18 protein-coding genes are annotated in these 15,086 nt (G+C 70.9%); 8 read left to right on the top strand and 10 right to left on the bottom strand.

Annotated elements, in window-relative coordinates:
* The first annotated feature begins 23 nt into the window (after positions 1 to 23).
* A complete protein-coding gene (locus tag ACSJDX_RS13025) occupies positions 24 to 1,022 on the top strand; it encodes an iron-siderophore ABC transporter substrate-binding protein (protein WP_438353081.1) in 999 nt (332 codons plus the stop codon).
* Between the two features lie 74 nt (positions 1,023 to 1,096).
* Here ACSJDX_RS13025 and ACSJDX_RS13020 read toward each other — a convergent pair whose 3' ends face one another.
* The gene (locus ACSJDX_RS13020; RefSeq protein WP_438353080.1) at positions 1,097 to 1,729 is read right to left on the bottom strand and encodes a biotin transporter BioY; all 633 of its coding nucleotides are present in this window, start codon (positions 1,727 to 1,729) and stop codon (positions 1,097 to 1,099) included.
* Between the two features lie 223 nt (positions 1,730 to 1,952).
* Between ACSJDX_RS13020 and ACSJDX_RS13015 the strand changes: the two genes are divergently transcribed.
* Positions 1,953 to 3,551 carry an ABC-F family ATP-binding cassette domain-containing protein gene (locus ACSJDX_RS13015; protein WP_438353079.1) on the top strand — a complete coding sequence of 533 codons (1,599 nt, stop codon included), beginning with the start codon at positions 1,953 to 1,955 and terminating at the stop codon, positions 3,549 to 3,551.
* 70 nt (positions 3,552 to 3,621) lie between these two features.
* On the opposite strand, the gene ACSJDX_RS13010 is transcribed toward ACSJDX_RS13015, so the two are convergent.
* The 4 genes from ACSJDX_RS13010 to ACSJDX_RS12995 are packed head-to-tail and all read right to left on the bottom strand — an operon-like array spanning position 3,622 to position 5,883.
* Positions 3,622 to 4,521 (bottom strand): SURF1 family cytochrome oxidase biogenesis protein, encoded by a 900-nt coding sequence (locus ACSJDX_RS13010; protein ID WP_438353078.1) that lies wholly within the window; start codon positions 4,519 to 4,521, stop codon positions 3,622 to 3,624.
* On the bottom strand, positions 4,518 to 4,736 hold the full coding sequence (locus tag ACSJDX_RS13005) for a hypothetical protein (RefSeq protein ID WP_438353077.1): 219 nt from the start codon (positions 4,734 to 4,736) through the stop codon (positions 4,518 to 4,520). Before ACSJDX_RS13005 ends, ACSJDX_RS13010 begins: the two co-directional genes overlap by 4 nt.
* Positions 4,733 to 5,128, bottom strand: a complete 396-nt coding sequence (locus tag ACSJDX_RS13000; protein WP_438353076.1) for a DUF3099 domain-containing protein — start codon at positions 5,126 to 5,128, stop codon at positions 4,733 to 4,735. The genes ACSJDX_RS13005 and ACSJDX_RS13000 overlap by 4 nt, the downstream gene beginning before the upstream one ends.
* A gap of 56 nt (positions 5,129 to 5,184) precedes the next feature.
* The gene (locus tag ACSJDX_RS12995) at positions 5,185 to 5,883 is read right to left on the bottom strand and encodes a DUF4190 domain-containing protein (protein ID WP_438353075.1); all 699 of its coding nucleotides are present in this window, start codon (positions 5,881 to 5,883) and stop codon (positions 5,185 to 5,187) included.
* A gap of 140 nt (positions 5,884 to 6,023) precedes the next feature.
* On the opposite strand from ACSJDX_RS12995, the gene fabG reads away from it, so the two are divergent.
* Entirely contained in the window at positions 6,024 to 6,734 is a 711-nt protein-coding gene (fabG, locus tag ACSJDX_RS12990) for a 3-oxoacyl-ACP reductase FabG (RefSeq protein WP_438353074.1), read from the top strand.
* A 25-nt stretch (positions 6,735 to 6,759) separates the two neighbouring features.
* Here fabG and serB read toward each other — a convergent pair whose 3' ends face one another.
* Together serB and glgC are read right to left on the bottom strand one after the other, a co-directional pair.
* The gene (gene serB, locus ACSJDX_RS12985; protein WP_438353073.1) at positions 6,760 to 7,395 is read right to left on the bottom strand and encodes a phosphoserine phosphatase SerB; all 636 of its coding nucleotides are present in this window, start codon (positions 7,393 to 7,395) and stop codon (positions 6,760 to 6,762) included.
* A gap of 42 nt (positions 7,396 to 7,437) precedes the next feature.
* Entirely contained in the window at positions 7,438 to 8,682 is a 1,245-nt protein-coding gene (glgC, locus tag ACSJDX_RS12980; protein WP_438353072.1) for a glucose-1-phosphate adenylyltransferase, read from the bottom strand.
* Between the two features lie 76 nt (positions 8,683 to 8,758).
* On the opposite strand from glgC, the gene glgA reads away from it, so the two are divergent.
* The 3 genes from glgA (at position 8,759) to ACSJDX_RS12965 (ending at position 11,156) form a co-directional block, all read left to right on the top strand.
* Positions 8,759 to 9,940, top strand: a complete 1,182-nt coding sequence (glgA, locus tag ACSJDX_RS12975) for a glycogen synthase (RefSeq protein ID WP_438353071.1) — start codon at positions 8,759 to 8,761, stop codon at positions 9,938 to 9,940.
* A gap of 59 nt (positions 9,941 to 9,999) precedes the next feature.
* Positions 10,000 to 10,785 carry an ABC transporter ATP-binding protein gene (locus ACSJDX_RS12970; RefSeq protein ID WP_438353070.1) on the top strand — a complete coding sequence of 262 codons (786 nt, stop codon included), beginning with the start codon at positions 10,000 to 10,002 and terminating at the stop codon, positions 10,783 to 10,785.
* A gap of 113 nt (positions 10,786 to 10,898) precedes the next feature.
* Positions 10,899 to 11,156, top strand: coding sequence for a type B 50S ribosomal protein L31 (locus tag ACSJDX_RS12965; RefSeq protein ID WP_259976510.1), 258 nt, complete (start codon positions 10,899 to 10,901; stop codon positions 11,154 to 11,156).
* A gap of 69 nt (positions 11,157 to 11,225) precedes the next feature.
* On the opposite strand, the gene ACSJDX_RS12960 is transcribed toward ACSJDX_RS12965, so the two are convergent.
* Complete coding sequence (locus ACSJDX_RS12960) at positions 11,226 to 11,957, bottom strand: exonuclease domain-containing protein (protein WP_438353069.1); 732 nt, start codon at positions 11,955 to 11,957, stop codon at positions 11,226 to 11,228.
* Between the two features lie 93 nt (positions 11,958 to 12,050).
* Between ACSJDX_RS12960 and ACSJDX_RS12955 the strand changes: the two genes are divergently transcribed.
* Positions 12,051 to 12,944: an alpha/beta fold hydrolase gene (locus ACSJDX_RS12955; protein ID WP_438353068.1), complete on the top strand. Its 894-nt coding sequence runs from the start codon at positions 12,051 to 12,053 to the stop codon at positions 12,942 to 12,944.
* On the opposite strand, the gene ACSJDX_RS12950 is transcribed toward ACSJDX_RS12955, so the two are convergent.
* Positions 12,904 to 13,458, bottom strand: coding sequence for a CGNR zinc finger domain-containing protein (locus ACSJDX_RS12950; protein WP_438353067.1), 555 nt, complete (start codon positions 13,456 to 13,458; stop codon positions 12,904 to 12,906). The genes ACSJDX_RS12955 and ACSJDX_RS12950 overlap by 41 nt on opposite strands.
* Before the next feature lie 73 nt (positions 13,459 to 13,531).
* On the opposite strand from ACSJDX_RS12950, the gene ACSJDX_RS12945 reads away from it, so the two are divergent.
* Positions 13,532 to 14,524 carry an EamA family transporter gene (locus tag ACSJDX_RS12945; RefSeq protein ID WP_438353066.1) on the top strand — a complete coding sequence of 331 codons (993 nt, stop codon included), beginning with the start codon at positions 13,532 to 13,534 and terminating at the stop codon, positions 14,522 to 14,524.
* On the opposite strand, the gene ACSJDX_RS12940 is transcribed toward ACSJDX_RS12945, so the two are convergent.
* The gene (locus tag ACSJDX_RS12940) at positions 14,499 to 14,969 is read right to left on the bottom strand and encodes an Lrp/AsnC family transcriptional regulator (RefSeq protein WP_438353065.1); all 471 of its coding nucleotides are present in this window, start codon (positions 14,967 to 14,969) and stop codon (positions 14,499 to 14,501) included. The genes ACSJDX_RS12945 and ACSJDX_RS12940 overlap by 26 nt on opposite strands.
* Positions 14,970 to 15,086: the final 117 nt, after the last annotated feature.

Below are 15,086 nucleotides of genomic sequence, written 5' to 3'. Positions count from 1 at the left end.
CCCCACCAGAGAAGAGAGAACGCATGATCACCCGCACCAGGATCGCCGCGACCGCGGCCGTCGTCGCCCTGGCCGCCGCCCTCGCCGGATGCGCCGGCGGTACTGCCCCGAGCACCTCCTCCGCCGCGCCGCTCGGCAGCGTCGAGACGATGTTCGGCACCGTCGACATCCCGCAGCCCGCCGACGGCGACCTCACCGTCGTCGCCCTCGGATGGTCGGATGCCGAGACCGCCCTCGCGCTCGGCGTCGTCCCCGTCGCGGTGTTCGACTGGCAGGGCTTCGGCGCCGACAGCAAGGGCGTCGGTCCGTGGGCGACGAGCCTGTTCGGCGACACCGTGCCGACGATCATCGATCGCGGCGACGAATCGCTGAACTACGAGCAGATCGCATCGCTCGACCCCGACGTCATCCTCAACACCCGCAGCGGCAACGACGAGGCGGAGTTCCAGCGGCTGTCCGAGATCGCACCGACCGTCTACGGACCCGCCGGCACGGGCGCGTACGCCACCGAATGGCGCGACCAGGTCGCACTCGTCGGGGCCGCGCTGGGCAAGAAGGCCGAGGCGACCGCCCTCGTGACCGACGTCGACGCGCAGATCACCGCGACCGCCGCCGCGAACCCCGGCTTCTCCGGCAAGACGGTGGCCTCCGTCGCGAAGTTCGGCGACGCGTACGGCGCCTACCTCCCGGGTGACGGCCGATTCGACCTGCTCGCCGAGCTCGGCTTCGTGAACAACCCCGCGATCACCGCGCTGCCGTCCAACGGCTTCTTCGCGACCGTGTCCGTCGAGAACGTCGGCGCTCTCGACGCGAGTACGGCCGTCGTGCTGCCGCTGGGCTTCACCGCCGCCGAGACCAAGGCCGACCCGCTCCTCGCCTCGCTGCCGGTCGTCTCGGCCGGACGCGCGGTGTTCCTCGAGCCCGGCACGGAGCTCGCCGGGGCGTGGGGCGCCTCCAGCCCCCTGAGCATCCCCGTCGTGCTGAAGGAGCTCACGCCGCTCCTGGCGACGGCCGCAGCCTGACCCGAAACGACGAAGGCTCCGACCGGTCGGTCGGAGCCTTCGTCGTTCCGGATGCCCCGGGTCGAGGCATCCGGTCATGACTTCCGGGCGTCGACCCTGCGCACGAGTGCCCACGCGGCCGGCAGCAGCAGCGCCACGAACGCCGCCTTGATCACGCCGGAAAGCAGGAACGGCAGCACGCCGGCGTCGAGCACCGACGCGACCGTGAGGTCCTTGCCCAGCACGAGCGCGAGGATCGCGGCCAGGTAGGGCACGCCGATCACGAACGGCACGATGCTCGCCAGCACGAAGCCGAGGAACGCCCGCACCGGGTGACGGTCCCACGCGCGCTCGGCGAACCAGCCGGCGAGGAAGGCCGCGGGGATGAAGCCGAGGATGAAGCCGAACGACGGCGACAGCACATAGGCGGGGCCGGCGACCGGACCGGCGAAGATCGGGAGCCCCGCCAGACCGAGGAGCATGTAGCCGGTGAGGCTCGCGGCACCCCGACGGGCGCCGAGAGCGGCGCCCACGATGATCACCCCGGCGGTCTGCCCCGTGATCGGCACGGGCCCGATGTAGAACGACACCTTCGCGAGCAGCGCCACGACGGCGATGCCGGCGACGACCAATGCGGCGTCGACCGCGAAGGCGCGGGCGCGGGTGGACGGGCGGCCGAGGACGTCGGCGAGGACGCGGCGGCGGCCGGGAGCGGCGATCGAGGTCATGGGTCTCCTTCGGCGTGGGGCCACCGGCGAGGCGGCATCGGTCTCAGCCTAGAGGCGGGTACGTGCACGACTGTGGACGGAGTCCATCAATGTCGGGGTCGGGGGTTGTCGGCGGCCGCCAGGGAGCGCCGCTCGTCCGGCGACCGGATGCCGCGCCCGCCGGTAGACTGGGGGATCGGCCGCTCGGCCGCATCCCTTCCCGTCGATCGATCGGACGTCCGCTGTGCTCGCCGTGCACGACCTCGAAATCCGCGTGGGCGCGCGAACCCTCATGTCGGACGTGTCGTTCCGCATCAGCGACGGCGACAAGGTCGGACTGGTCGGCCGCAACGGCGCCGGGAAGACCACGCTCACGAAGGTGCTCGCCGGCGACCTGCTCTCCGCCGCCGGTCGCGTCGACCGCTCCGGCGAGCTCGGCTACCTCCCGCAGGACCCGCGCACCGGCGATCCGGAGATGCTCGCGCGCACGCGCATCCTCGACGCGCGCGGCCTCGGCACCCTGGCGCTCGGCATGCACGAGGCATCCCTCGGCATGGGCGACGACGACCCCGCCGTCGCGGCGAAGGCCATGCGAAAGTACGGAAACCTCACCGAGCGCTTCGAGGCGCTCGGCGGTTACGCGGCCGAGGCCGAGGCGGCATCGATCGCGCACAACCTGTCGCTGCCCGACCGCATCCTCGACCAGCCGCTGTCGACGCTCTCGGGCGGCCAGCGCCGCCGCATCGAGCTGGCGCGCATCCTGTTCTCCGACGCCGAGACGATGATCCTCGACGAGCCCACCAACCACCTCGACGCCGACAGCGTCGTGTGGCTGCGCGAGTTCCTGAAGAACTACAAGGGCGGGCTGATCGTGATCAGCCACGACGTGGAGCTCGTCGGCGAGACGGTCAACCGCGTGTTCTACCTCGACGCGAACCGCCAGGTCATCGACGTCTACAACATGAACTGGAAGAACTACCTCCGCCAGCGGGTCGCCGACGAGGAGCGCCGCAAGAAGGAGCGCACCAACGTCGAGAAGAAGGCGTCGGTGCTGCAGCAGCAGGCCGCACGCTTCGGCGCGAAGGCCTCCAAGGCGGCGGCAGCCCACCAGATGGTGGCGCGCGCCGAGAAGATGCTCTCCGGCCTCGACGAGGTGCGCCAGGAGGAGCGGGTCGCCAAGCTCCGCTTCCCGAAGCCCGCGCCGTGCGGCAAGACCCCCCTCATGGCGTCGGGCCTGTCGAAGTCGTACGGTTCGCTGGAGATCTTCACCGACGTCGACCTCGCGATCGACCGCGGGTCGAAGGTGGTCGTGCTCGGCTTCAACGGCGCGGGCAAGACGACGCTGCTGCGCATCCTCGCCGGTGTGGACCAGCCCGACACCGGTCAGCTCGAGCCCGGTCACGGGCTGAAGATCGGCTACTACGCGCAGGAGCACGAGAACCTCGACGTCGACCGCTCGGTGCTCGACAACATGATGTCGGCGGCGCCCGACATCAACGCGACCGAGGCGCGCAAGGTGCTGGGTTCGTTCCTGTTCACCGGCGACGATGTGCTCAAGCCCGCCGGGGTGCTCTCCGGCGGCGAGAAGACGCGCCTGTCGCTGGCGACGCTGGTGGTCTCGAGCGCCAACATGCTGCTGCTCGACGAGCCCACCAACAACCTCGACCCCGCCTCGCGCGAGGAGATCCTCGGCGCGCTCGCGCACTACGAGGGCGCCGTGGTCCTCGTCTCGCACGACCCGGGCGCGGTCGAGGCGCTCAACCCCGAGCGGGTGCTCATCCTGCCCGACGGCGTCGAGGACCTCTGGGGCCGCGACTACCAGGACCTCGTCGAGCTGGCGTAACGCCGCGAGACGTCAGGACGCGCCGCAGGTGCGTCCCATGCGCGGGGTGTCGTGAGATCTCGCGTGCGGGTCAGCGGCTGTCGAGCAGCGCGTCCTCGTCTTCGGCGTCGCGGTCGCGGGGACGGGTGCGAGTGCGGGGCGTGCGGACGGATGCCGCGGCATCCGGTTCGATCCCCGCGGCGCGGGCCGCGGCCGCCTCGGCCGCGGCTTCGAGGTCCTCGCGCCGGTGCCGGCGCTCGCTGCGGATGACGTAGCCGATGAACACGAACCCCATGACCGCGAACAGGATCCACTGCACCGCATAGGACAGGTAGGGTCCGGGGTCGGCCGAGGGGGCGTCCACCGCCTGCGGAGCACTCGCCGGAGCCGGATCCTCCGACACGAGCTGACCGTACGCGCTCTGCTCGATCGGGGCGTCGTTGCGAGCGTCGACCGCCGCGGCCACGAGCGGGAGGTTGATCGTCGGCACCTGACCGGCGGGCGCGGTCTCGCGACCCGACCGGGGAAGATCCTCGCCGGGACGCAGGCGCACGACGACCGTCGTCTCGCCGGCGGGGGGCGCGGGGACGGCGTCGGGGTCGGGCTGGTCGCGTCCGGGCGGCACCCACCCGCGGTCCACGAGGAAGATCCGGCCGTCATCCAGCCGGAAGGGCACGAGCACCTCGAACGCGGACGTGCCTCCGTGCGGCCGATTGCGGGCCAGCAGCTGCTGGTCCGCGAGGTAGCGGCCCTGCAGCATCACCGGCAGCCATTCATCGGATGCCTGGAACGCCCCGTCGGCGGGGATGGCATCGGCCAGCGGCACCGGCGCGGCGTCGTAGTTGGCCGCGACCAGGGCGAGCTGCTCGCTGCGCCAGGCGTTGCGTGAGAACTGCCAGTTCGACAGGAACGCGCAGGCGATCGCGAAGACGATCGCGATCGCCACGTACACCGTCCAGCGCACAGCGGCGGGCGCGGTCCGGCGGCTCACGCGGCGCCTCCGGCGACCTCGAGACCGCTCACCTGCACGGGGAAGTCGCGCGCGGCGAGGAAGTCCCGCAGATAGCCCACGTGCTCGTCGCAGGCCGTCCACACCTTGCGACGGTCGGCGGAGTGGATGCGCGGATTACGCCATTCGATGCGCCACACCGCTCCCGCGCGGCATCCGGCCCTCGAACACATCGGGGAGGTGTCGCCGACGCTCATGCCTCGGGCTCGCGCGGCGGCTGCTCGGGGCGGCGAGGCTGGACCTGTGGGGTCTCCTGCAGGCGGATCACGGTGGGGCCGGGCTCGGCGGCCGCGGCGACAGGACGCTCGGGCGCGGCCGGAAGCGCGCGCTCGGGGTTCTCGGCCTCGACGGAGCGCACGTCGGATCCGACGTTCGCGACCACCACGGCGATATAAGGCAGCAGCACCGCGGCAGCGGCGAACACCCACGTGTACCAGCCGTACGGCGTGATGACGACCATGAGCACGAAGCACAGCACGCGGATGCCCATGGTGATGAGGTAGCGCACCGAACGGGAGCTCGCCTCGTCACGTGGTGCACGGGGAAGCGAGGTCGCGGATTGGGCGTGCGACGAACTCTTCACAGTCATCCCAGACTACGCCGCGCACGCGCCGATGGCGGCGCGTGCGCGACGGGACCGTGGGCTCAGGCGCCGTAGCGCGTGCTGGTCGCCAGAGACCCGATGACCCCGAGCCAGACGAACAGGAGGATGAGGCCGATGACGATGAAGAACGCCAGCCCCACCCAGCCGACGATGACGCCGGCGAGGGCCATGCCCCGGCCCTTCTCACCGCTCTTCTTGAGCTGGTTGAGCGAGAGGTGGCCCATGATCGCGCCGGCGAGCGAGCCGACGAACGGGAGGAGCCAGATGAAGCCGACGATCGAGGCGATCAACGAGAGGATCGCGAGCACATTCGTCTTCGGACCGGTCGGATAGGGGACGTAGGCCTGCTGGCCGTAGGACGCGGGGGCGCCGTAGGCGGGAGCCGCGTACGAGGACGGTGCCTGGGGATAGCCCTGCGCTGAGGGCGCTCCGTACGCGGGCGGCGCGGGAGGGGCGCCGTAGGCCGGTGCCGGGGCGCCGTAGGCGGGCGGCGCGGGAGGCGCGCCGTACGCGGGGGCGTCATACGCGGGGGGCGCGGGCGGAGCGCCGTACGGCGATGCAGCGGGTGCCTCGTACGTCGGCGGCGCGGCGGGCGCCTCATACGACGGCGGCGCGGCCGGTGCCTCGTAGGCCGGCGGCGGAGGGACCTCGCCGGTGGCCGCCGCGGGCGCCTCGGGTGCGTCGGGCGCGGGGGTCGTGGGAAGTTCGGGATCCGGACCGCGGGTGGTGTCGTCGCTCATGGGGAGGCCTTTCCTCGGTCGGCGGCCGGTGTGCCGCGTGCTGTCCGGTCGCTCCCAGCGTTCCAGCGGTCGGGTCGCAGTGTCAAACACACGCGCCGGTAGGCTGGGGCGGTCCTGCCCCCGACCTCCTGGAGCACCTCATGTCGAACGATCGCGTCGTCCTCGTCACCGGCGGAAACCGGGGGATCGGTCACGCGATCGCCGCGCGCTTCGTCGCCGAGGGGTACCGGGTCGCGGTCACGGCCCGCTCCGGCGAGGGCCCCGAGGGCACCCTGACCGTGCGTGCGGACGTGACGGATGCGGCATCCGTCGACGTCGCCTTCGCCGAGGTGGAGCAGCAGCTCGGCCCTGTCGAGATCGTCGTGGCCAACGCCGGCATCACGAAGGACACCCTGCTGCTGCGGATGTCGGAGGACGACTTCGACAGCGTCGTGGCCACCAACCTCGGCGGTGCGTTCCGCGTGGTCAAGCGGGCGTCCAAGGGCATGCTCCGCGCACGGTGGGGTCGGGTGATCCTCATCTCCAGCGTGGTGGGCCTGTACGGCTCCGCCGGGCAGATCAACTATGCGGCGTCCAAGAGCGGCCTCGTCGGCTTCGCCCGCTCGCTCACCCGCGAGCTCGGCGCCCGCGGGATCACGGCGAACGTGGTCGCGCCGGGCTTCATCGAGACCGACATGACCGCCGCGCTCCCCGAGGAGACCCAGGCCGACTACAAGCGCAACATCCCCGCCGGCCGGTTCGCGACGTCCGACGAGGTGGCGGGCGTGGTCACCTGGCTGGCATCGGATGCCTCGGCCTACATCTCCGGCGCGGTGATCCCCGTCGACGGCGGCCTCGGCATGGGGCACTGACCCCGGCCGGAGGCATCCGACGCACTCATCGGGGCAGCAGCGGGATCACGGCGCTCAGGTCGAGGGGACCGATCACCAGATCGGCGCTCTCACGCACCGCGGGCTTGGCGTTGAAGGCGAGCCCCAAGCCCGCGACCGCCATCATCTTCAGGTCGTTGGCGCCGTCGCCGATCGCGAACGTGTGCGAGAGCGGCACGCCGGCGTCGTCCGCCCAGGCCCGCAGCGCGACCGCCTTCGCCTCGGCGTCGATGATCGGGCCGTCCACCTCGCCGGTGAGGACGCCGTCGGCGGCCACGAGGCGGTTCGCCTTCCACACGTCCACGCCGAGCCCGGGCGCGACGGTGTCGAGGATCTCGTGGAAGCCGCCCGAGACGACCCCCACCCGGCCGCCGCGCGCGTGCACCGCGTCGATCAGGGCGTGCACCCCGGGAGTCGGCTCGATCCGCGACAGCACGCGGTCGAACGCCGCGACCGGCACGCCGCGGAGGGCCTCGACGCGGGAGCGGAGGCTGGTGGCGAAGTCCACCTCGCCGCGCATGGCCGCTTCGGTGGCCGCGGCCACCTCGGCGCCTCGCCCCGCCTCGTCGGCCATCAGCTCGATGACCTCGTTGCGGATGAGCGTGGAGTCGGCGTCGAGCACGACGAGGAAGCGGGACGGCACGCCTTTCACCGTAGCGGGAACGGGGGGCTCTCCCGTGCCGGGTCAGTGCTCGACGTGGACGTTCTTGCCGACGATCGTGATGCCCGAATCCGTGATCGTGTAGCCGCGCGCGAGATCCCGCTCGCGGTCGACGCCGACGGTGGCACCCGGGTCGAGCACGACGTTCTTGTCGAGGATCGCGCGGTGGATGCGCGCCCCCGAGCCGACGCGCACGTGGTCGAACAGCACCGAGTCGGTGATGGTCGATCCGCCGCCGGCGAGCGTCCACGGCCCGACGACGCTGCGCTCCAGGTGCGTGCCCGACAGCACCGACCCGAGCGAGACGATCGAGTCGATCGCGTTGCCGATGCGGCCGACCGAGTCGCGCACGAACTTCGCCGGCGGCGAGTTGACCATCTGCGAGTGGATCGGCCAGTCGGTGTTGTACAGGTTGAAGATCGGGAGCGTCGAGATGAGATCCATGTGGGCGTCGAAGAACGAGTCGATCGTCCCAACGTCGCGCCAGTAGTAGCGGTCGCGGTCGGTCGAGCCCGGCACCTCGTTGCGCTTCATGTCGTAGACGCCCGCCTCGCCGCGCCCGACGAAGTACGGCACGATGTCGCCGCCCATGTCGTGGTTGGAGGTGGGCACTTCGCCGTCGGACTCGACGGCCTCGATGAGGGCGTCGGCGTCGAAGATGTAGTTGCCCATCGAGGCGAGCACCTCGCCGGGGGAGTCGGCCAGCCCGGTGGGGTTCTGCGGCTTCTCGAGGAACTGGTTGATCTTCGCCGGGTCCTTCGTGTCGACGTCGATGACGCCGAACTGGTTGGCGAGCGAGATCGGCTGACGGATGCCGGCGACGGTGGCGCGTGCGCCCGAAGCGATGTGGGCGTCGAGCATCTGCCGGAAGTCCATCCGATACACGTGGTCGGCGCCGATCACCACGACGATGTCGGGCTTCTCGTCGTTGATGAGGTTGAGGCTCTGCAGGATCGCGTCGGCCGATCCGGAGAACCAGCGCTTGCCGAGTCGCTGCTGCGCCGGTACCGATGCCACGTAGGAGTCGAGCAGGGCCGACATCCGCCACGTCTGGGACACGTGCCGGTCGAGGCTGTGCGACTTGTACTGGGTGAGCACCACGACCTGTCGCAGCCCCGAGTTGATCAGGTTCGAGATCGCGAAGTCGATCAGCCGGTACTGACCGCCGAAGGGCACCGCGGGTTTGGCCCGGTCGGCCGTGAGGGGCATCAGTCGCTTGCCCTCGCCTCCGGCGAGGATGATTCCGAAGACCTTCGGCGTCGTTGGCATGGCACCACCATATGTCCCGCGCCGAGGCCCCGACCAGCGCTATCCGATGAGCCTGCCGTGTATTAGCGTTCGTGCCATGCGCGTCGACATCGTGACCAAGGAATATCCGCCCGAGATCTACGGCGGCGCGGGGGTGCACGCCACTGAGCTCGTGAAGTCCCTGCGGGCGTTGATGGAGGTGCAGGTGAGGGCGTTCGGCGGCCCGCGAGACGAACCGGACACCTCGTCCTACGGCGTGCCGTCCGAGCTCGCCGCGGCCAACGGGGCGATCCAGACGCTCGGCACAGACCTCGAGATCGTGTCCGACGTGGCGGGTGCCGACATCGTCCACAGTCACACCTGGTACGCCAACTTCGCGGGGCACCTCGCGTCCCTGCTGCACGGCATCCCGCATGTCGTCACCGCCCACAGCCTCGAGCCGCTGCGCCCGTGGAAGGCCGAGCAGCTGGGCGGCGGATACGCCGTATCGAGCTACATCGAGAAGACGGCCTACGAGAACGCCGCGGCGATCGTGGCGGTCAGCGAGGGCATGCGGCAGGACATCCTGCGCAGCTACCCGTCACTGGACCCGGCGAAGGTGCGCGTCATCTACAACGGCATCGACGTGGAGGCGTGGCATCCGATCGACGATCCGGCGGCGCTCGCCGGATTCGGCATCGACCCGGCGCGCCCGTCGGTGGTGTTCGTGGGGCGCATCACCCGCCAGAAGGGCCTGCCCTACTTCCTGCGTGCCGCGGAGCGTCTGCCCGCCGACGTGCAGGTGGTGCTGTGCGCGGGTGCCCCCGACACCCCGCAGATCATGGCCGAGGTGCAGGAGCTCGTCCGCGGGCTTCAGCAGACCCGCGACGGGGTCATCTGGATCGATCGGATGCTGGCGCGCGACGAGCTCTGCACGATCCTCACCGCTGCGACCACCTTCGTGTGCCCCTCGGTCTACGAGCCTCTCGGCATCGTGAACCTCGAGGCCATGGCCTGCGGTGCCGCCGTCGTCGGGACGGCGACCGGAGGCATCCCGGAGGTCGTCGTCGACGGTGTGACGGGCCGTCTCGTGCCCATCGAGCAGGTGCAGGACGGCACCGGCACGCCGGTCGACCCCGAGCGCTACGTCGCCGACCTCGCCCGTGTGCTCACCGAGGTCGTCTCCGACCCGGCGACGGCGAAGCAGTACGGCGAGGCCGGTCGTCGCCGCGCCGCGGAGTCGTTCAGCTGGGAGGCGATCGCCGCCGACACCGCAGCCCTCTACGCCGAGCTGATCTGACCGGATCCACCGGGCGTCACGCCGGGGTTCGCGAGGGTGCGCGGGATAGGCTGGGACGTATGCCGCAGGTGCTCGAGTTCTCCGATGTCGTCGTCCGCCGGAATGCGAAGGACATCGTCGCCCACCTCGACTGGACGGTCTCGGGCGACCAGCGCTGGGTGGTGCTCGGGCCCAACGGCGCCGGGAAGACGACCGTTCTGCAGATGGCCGACACGCTCCTGCACCCCACGTCCGGCACCGTGACGATCCTCGGCGAACGGCTCGGCCGCAGCGACGTGTTCGACCTGCGCCCGCGGATCGGGTTCGCGTCGTCGGCGATGGCGCGGCGCGTGCCGCCGGGGGAGCACGTGATCGACGTGGTGCTCACCGCCGCCTATTCGGTGCTCGGCCGCTGGCGCGAGGACTACGAGGACATCGACGAGCGCCGCGCGCTGCGCGTGCTGGCCGAGTGGAAGCTCGACCACCTCGCCGACCGCACGTTCGGCACGCTCAGCGACGGCGAGCAGAAACGCGTGCAGATCGCCCGCGCAGTGATGACCGACCCCGAGCTGCTGCTGCTCGACGAGCCGACCGCGAGCCTCGACCTCGGTGCCCGCGAAGAGCTGCTCGCCCTGCTCGGCGGCTACGCGCAGGCGCCCACGACGCCCGCGATGGTCATGGTCACGCACCACGTCGAAGAGATCCCCGTGGGCTTCACCCACGTGCTCCTGCTGCGCGACGGTGCCGCCGTCGCCGCCGGCCCGATCGCCGAGACGCTCACCGCCGAGAACCTGACGACCACCTTCGGTCTGCCGATCGCGCTCAGCTCCGAAGACGGCCGCTACGCCGCCCGCGCGTCGCTCTGACGGCGGATGCCGCGGTCCGGCCCTCGGGCTGGTAAGATCTCCCTTTGGTGCGCTCGCACCACAGACTTCCACCGCCCTGGCCAAATCCAAGGCACCACCCTCAGAGGATCACCATGAAGACTGACATCCACCCCGACTACAAGGCGGTCGTGTTCCGCGACCTCGGCTCGGGAGAGACCTTCCTCACGCGTTCGACCGTGACCAGCGACAAGACGATCGAGCTCGACGGCGTCGAGTACCCGGTCATCGACGTCGAGATCTCGTCGGCGTCGCACCCGTTCTACACGGGCAAGCAGCGCATCATGGACTCGGCCGGTCGCGTCGAGAAGTTCAACCAGCGCTTCAAGAACTTCGGCGGCAGCTCCAAGTAAGCCCCGCTCGATCGAAGGCCCCTGGTTCGCCGGGGGCCTTCGTCGTTCTCGCAGCCTCGGGCTCGGACCTCAGCGGATGGGCCAGCTGCCGTCGAGGCGTTCGTCGGGATCGAGGCGGCCGATGCCGATGAAGTACTCGGTGAGGCTCGCTGCCTGCGCCCGCGCCCAGGAGATCTGGCGCGTGTGCAGCTCGTCCGCCGTCGGAGGCAGCCACGGCGCGAACCGCTCGGCGAGGGCCTGCGCGACCCGCCCCGCGGCCACCGCGTCGGCGGAGGCGTCGTGCGCGTCGTCGAGACGCACGGCGTAGTGTGCGGCGACGGCCGACAGCGTGCGCTTGCCCTTGCGCCACCGGTCGTAGGTCTTGTCGACCACGAGCGGGTCGATGACGGGGGAGGGCGAGACGATCGGATCGATCCCGTGCCGTATCGCCTCGTGCTTGAGGAGGGAGAAGTCGTAGGGCGCGTTGTACGCGACGACGGGGATGCCGGCGTCGAGCAGGGCGCGCAGCGCCGCGGTCACCTCGGCGACGACCTCGGTCGCCGGCCGTCCCTCCGCGCGTGCCCGCTCGGTCGTGATGCCGTGGATGGCGGCGGCGCCCTCGGGGATCTCAATCCCGGGATCGGCGAACCAGTCGCTCGCCCGGATCACGGCCCCGTCGCCGTCGAGCAGACCGACGTGGGCCGTCACGATGCGGTCGTGCGCGACATCCACTCCCGTCGTCTCGAGGTCGAACACGCCCACCACTCGCGTCCAGCGCGGCGCGTCGAAGAGGGCGAGTTGCTCGCGCTGCCGTGCATCCATGCCGCTCACGGTATGCACCGGTTCCGACATCCGGCGCGAGCCGCGCCGGGGATCCCGCCCTGGGGAGGGACGGGCGGTCCGTAGACTCGGGGCATGTCCAACCCGTACGCCGCGCTCCTCGCGGAGGCACCAGTCCGCCGCGCTGAGGCGGACGTGCTCGGCGGACGCACCGCGTACTGGGTGTACGGGCCGGAGGATGCCGAGACGACACTCGTCGCGGTGCACGGATTCCGGGGCGAGCACCACGGACTCGAACCCGTCATCGCCCACCTTCCCGGTGTGCGGGTCGTCTCACCCGATCTCCCGGGCTTCGGGGAGACGCCTCCGATCGTCGGTCGCGCGCACGACCTCGAGCTGTATGTGGAGTGGCTGACCGCGTTCGTGTCCGACGTGGCGCCCGGAGCGGTCGTGCTCGGTCACTCGTTCGGATCGATCGTGACGTCCGCCGCGGTCGCCGGCGGTCTCCCCACCCCGCGGCTCATCCTCGTCAACCCGATCGGCGCGCCCGCGTTGGAGGGGCCCCGCGGCATCCTGACCCGTCTCGCGATCTTCTACTACTGGGCCGGCGCCCGCCTGCCGCGCCCGCTCGGCGCAGCCCTGCTGCGCAACCGGCTCATCGTGCGCGCGTCGAGCATCGCCATGGTGAAGACCCGCGACAAGGAGCTGCGTCGCTTCGTGCACGCGCAGCACGACACCTACTTCTCGAGCTTCGCCGACCGCGACGTGCTGCATGACGCGTTCGTGACGTCGGTCTCGCACGACGTGAGCGAGTTCGCCGCCCGGATCGCGCAGCCGACGCAGCTGATCGCCGCGCAGCAGGACGACATCACGCCCATCGAGGCCGAGCGCCGCCTCGCGACGCTGTTCGCCGAGGCCGAGCTCGTCGAGATCGCCGGTGTCGGGCATCTCATCCACTACGAGACCCCGGCGATCGCGGCCGACGCGGTCAGGCGCTTCCTCGCGCCTTCCGCTGACGGTACGCGATGACGTTCATGCGGTTGCCGCAGTTGCCGGTGTCGCAGTATCGCTTCGACCCGTTCTTGGAGTAGTCCACGTAGACGGCGTCGCAGTCGTCGGCCGTGCAGATGCGCACGCGGTCGTACTCGTCGGCGCGGATCACGTCGACGAACGCCATCGCGGCCTCGACCATGATGCGCGTCGCGAGCGGTGCGTCGTCATCGGTGGCGTGGATGTGCCAGTCGTAGCCGTCATGGATCGTCAGGCGGGGGAGGGCGCGGCCGTCGTGGAGCATCCCGTTCACCAGCGGCACGGCGCCGACCCGGTCGACGTCCCACAGGGCGCGCAGGCGAGGACGGATGCCGCGCACGGCGTCGACCTGGGCCTGATCGCGGCGCGTCACGGCGCTGTAGGGGTTGATGACGAGGTACGCGTCGAGGTCTTCGGGGGTGCGGAGGGTGTCGGCGCGCAGCTGCCCGGGAAGGGTGTTCACGAGCGCGACGGCGGCCGTGAGCGCCTGTTTCGTGTCATGGATGAAGACCACGTTGACTCCTGACGTGCGGGTGTCGTACAGTCACGAGTGTAAACCTCTTTCGCTCCTGACAGTCGGATCCGCCATGGCCGTGCCCACCACCCCGATCCCCGTCCTCGCCCCGACGGTCGTGCGCCGCGTCGGGGCCGGCGGTCTCCTGCTGGCCGTGGTCTCCGCGCTGGCGTTCTCGGCGAGCGGTCCGTTCATCAAGCCGCTGCTGGAGGCGGGCTGGTCGCTCGGTGCCGCCCTCCTGGTGCGCATGGGCGTCGCCGGCCTCATCCTCTCGCCCGCGCTCGTACGCGCCGTCGTGCGGGAGCGCGCGTTCTTCCGACGCCATGGCATGCTCATCCTGCTGTTCGGGCTCGTTCCCGTGCTCGGCTGCCAGCTGTTCTTCTTCTCCGCGATGCAGCGGATGCCGGTGGCCGTGGCCCTGCTCATCCAGTACCTCGCGCCGGTGATGCTGGTGGCGTTCGTCTGGCTGCGCACGCGCCGTCGCCCGTCGCGGCTCGTCCTGACCGGCTCGGTCGTCGCGATCGTGGGGCTCGTCCTCGTGGTGGACATCTCGGGCGCATCCTTCGATCTGCTCGGCACCCTGCTGGCGCTGTGCGCCGCCGTGTGCGTCTGCGCCTACTTCGTGCTCTCGGAGCGCGCGGGTGACACGCTGCCGCCTCTCGCTCTGGCGTCCGGCGGTCTCCTCACCGGCGCCGCCATGGTGGCGGTGCTGTGCGCGACCGGACTGCTGCCGTTCTCCGCGCCCGCCGTGAACGTCACGCTCGCGGGCGTCAGCGTGCCGTGGTTCCTGCCGCTGCTGTGGGTGGCCGGCGTCGCGACGACCGTGGGCTACGCGTTCGGGGTGATGGCCGTGCCGCGCGTCGGCTCGCGGGTCGCGTCGTTCGTCGGTCTCTCGGAGGTGCTCTTCGCGCTGGGGTTCGCCTGGGTGTTCCTCGGCGAGGTGCCCGCGCCGGTGCAGTTCGTCGGAGGCGCCGCGATCCTCGTGGGCGTGATCCTCGTGCGGGCGGATGCGCGCTCGACGGCGGAGGCGGAGGGCGCCCTCACTCCCGCCGTGCCAGCTCCATGAGCGGCGTCACGCGGTAGCCGATCACCTCGCCCATCGCCAGCGACGTCTCGGTGCGCTCGACGCCCTCGATCGCGAGGATGCGCGCGTCGGTGTCGAAGAGGTGCTGGGTGTCGCGGCACGCCACGCGCACGAGCAGATCCACCTGGCCGCTCAGCCCGTGCGCCTGCACGACCTCGGGCACGCGCTGGAGTTCGGCGGTGATGCGGGGGAGCTCGGCTTGACGCACCATCACGTTCACGAAGGCCTCGATCGGGAAGCCGAGCGCCGACGACGAGAGAGCGCGTTCGTACGAGAGGAAGACCCCGGCCCGCTCCAGGCGGCCCATGCGCGCCTGGACGGTGTTGCGCGACAGACCGAGCTTCTCGGCCAGCGCGACGACGGTGGCGCGCGGGTCGCCCGCGAGAGCCGCGAGCAGCTCGAGATCGACGTGGTCCAGGTTTCCCATAGTGCGAAACATTAGCACCACGCCGACCAACACTGCTTGTCAACATGCTCAAGCGGAATCGAGATGCTTGAGCTAGGTGCGCGACGGACGTATCGTCGGGCCTGTCGGCGAGGTCGC

This window comes from Microbacterium fluminis, assembly GCF_051549805.1.
Lineage (GTDB): Bacteria > Actinomycetota > Actinomycetes > Actinomycetales > Microbacteriaceae > Microbacterium.
Note: the sequence above shows the minus strand (reverse complement) of the source record. Positions and strands in the feature narration are given on the sequence as shown.

What these genes read in the sequence shown, in the direction of transcription:
- ACSJDX_RS13000 (WP_438353076.1), bottom strand. Translation starts at nt 5,128, where the DNA reads ATGACTGTGAAGAGTTCGTCGCACGCCCAATCCGCGACCTCGCTTCCC.
- ACSJDX_RS12995 (WP_438353075.1), bottom strand. Translation starts at nt 5,883, where the DNA reads ATGAGCGACGACACCACCCGCGGTCCGGATCCCGAACTTCCCACGACC.
- ACSJDX_RS13020 (WP_438353080.1), bottom strand. Translation starts at nt 1,729, where the DNA reads ATGACCTCGATCGCCGCTCCCGGCCGCCGCCGCGTCCTCGCCGACGTC.
- ACSJDX_RS12960 (WP_438353069.1), bottom strand. Translation starts at nt 11,957, where the DNA reads ATGGATGCACGGCAGCGCGAGCAACTCGCCCTCTTCGACGCGCCGCGC.
- ACSJDX_RS13025 (WP_438353081.1), top strand. Translation starts at nt 24, where the DNA reads ATGATCACCCGCACCAGGATCGCCGCGACCGCGGCCGTCGTCGCCCTG.
- ACSJDX_RS12945 (WP_438353066.1), top strand. Translation starts at nt 13,532, where the DNA reads ATGGCCGTGCCCACCACCCCGATCCCCGTCCTCGCCCCGACGGTCGTG.
- ACSJDX_RS12965 (WP_259976510.1), top strand. Translation starts at nt 10,899, where the DNA reads ATGAAGACTGACATCCACCCCGACTACAAGGCGGTCGTGTTCCGCGAC.
- fabG (WP_438353074.1), top strand. Translation starts at nt 6,024, where the DNA reads ATGTCGAACGATCGCGTCGTCCTCGTCACCGGCGGAAACCGGGGGATC.
- ACSJDX_RS12970 (WP_438353070.1), top strand. Translation starts at nt 10,000, where the DNA reads ATGCCGCAGGTGCTCGAGTTCTCCGATGTCGTCGTCCGCCGGAATGCG.
- ACSJDX_RS12955 (WP_438353068.1), top strand. Translation starts at nt 12,051, where the DNA reads ATGTCCAACCCGTACGCCGCGCTCCTCGCGGAGGCACCAGTCCGCCGC.
- glgC (WP_438353072.1), bottom strand. Translation starts at nt 8,682, where the DNA reads ATGCCAACGACGCCGAAGGTCTTCGGAATCATCCTCGCCGGAGGCGAG.
- glgA (WP_438353071.1), top strand. Translation starts at nt 8,759, where the DNA reads ATGCGCGTCGACATCGTGACCAAGGAATATCCGCCCGAGATCTACGGC.
- ACSJDX_RS13005 (WP_438353077.1), bottom strand. Translation starts at nt 4,736, where the DNA reads ATGAGCGTCGGCGACACCTCCCCGATGTGTTCGAGGGCCGGATGCCGC.
- ACSJDX_RS12940 (WP_438353065.1), bottom strand. Translation starts at nt 14,969, where the DNA reads ATGGGAAACCTGGACCACGTCGATCTCGAGCTGCTCGCGGCTCTCGCG.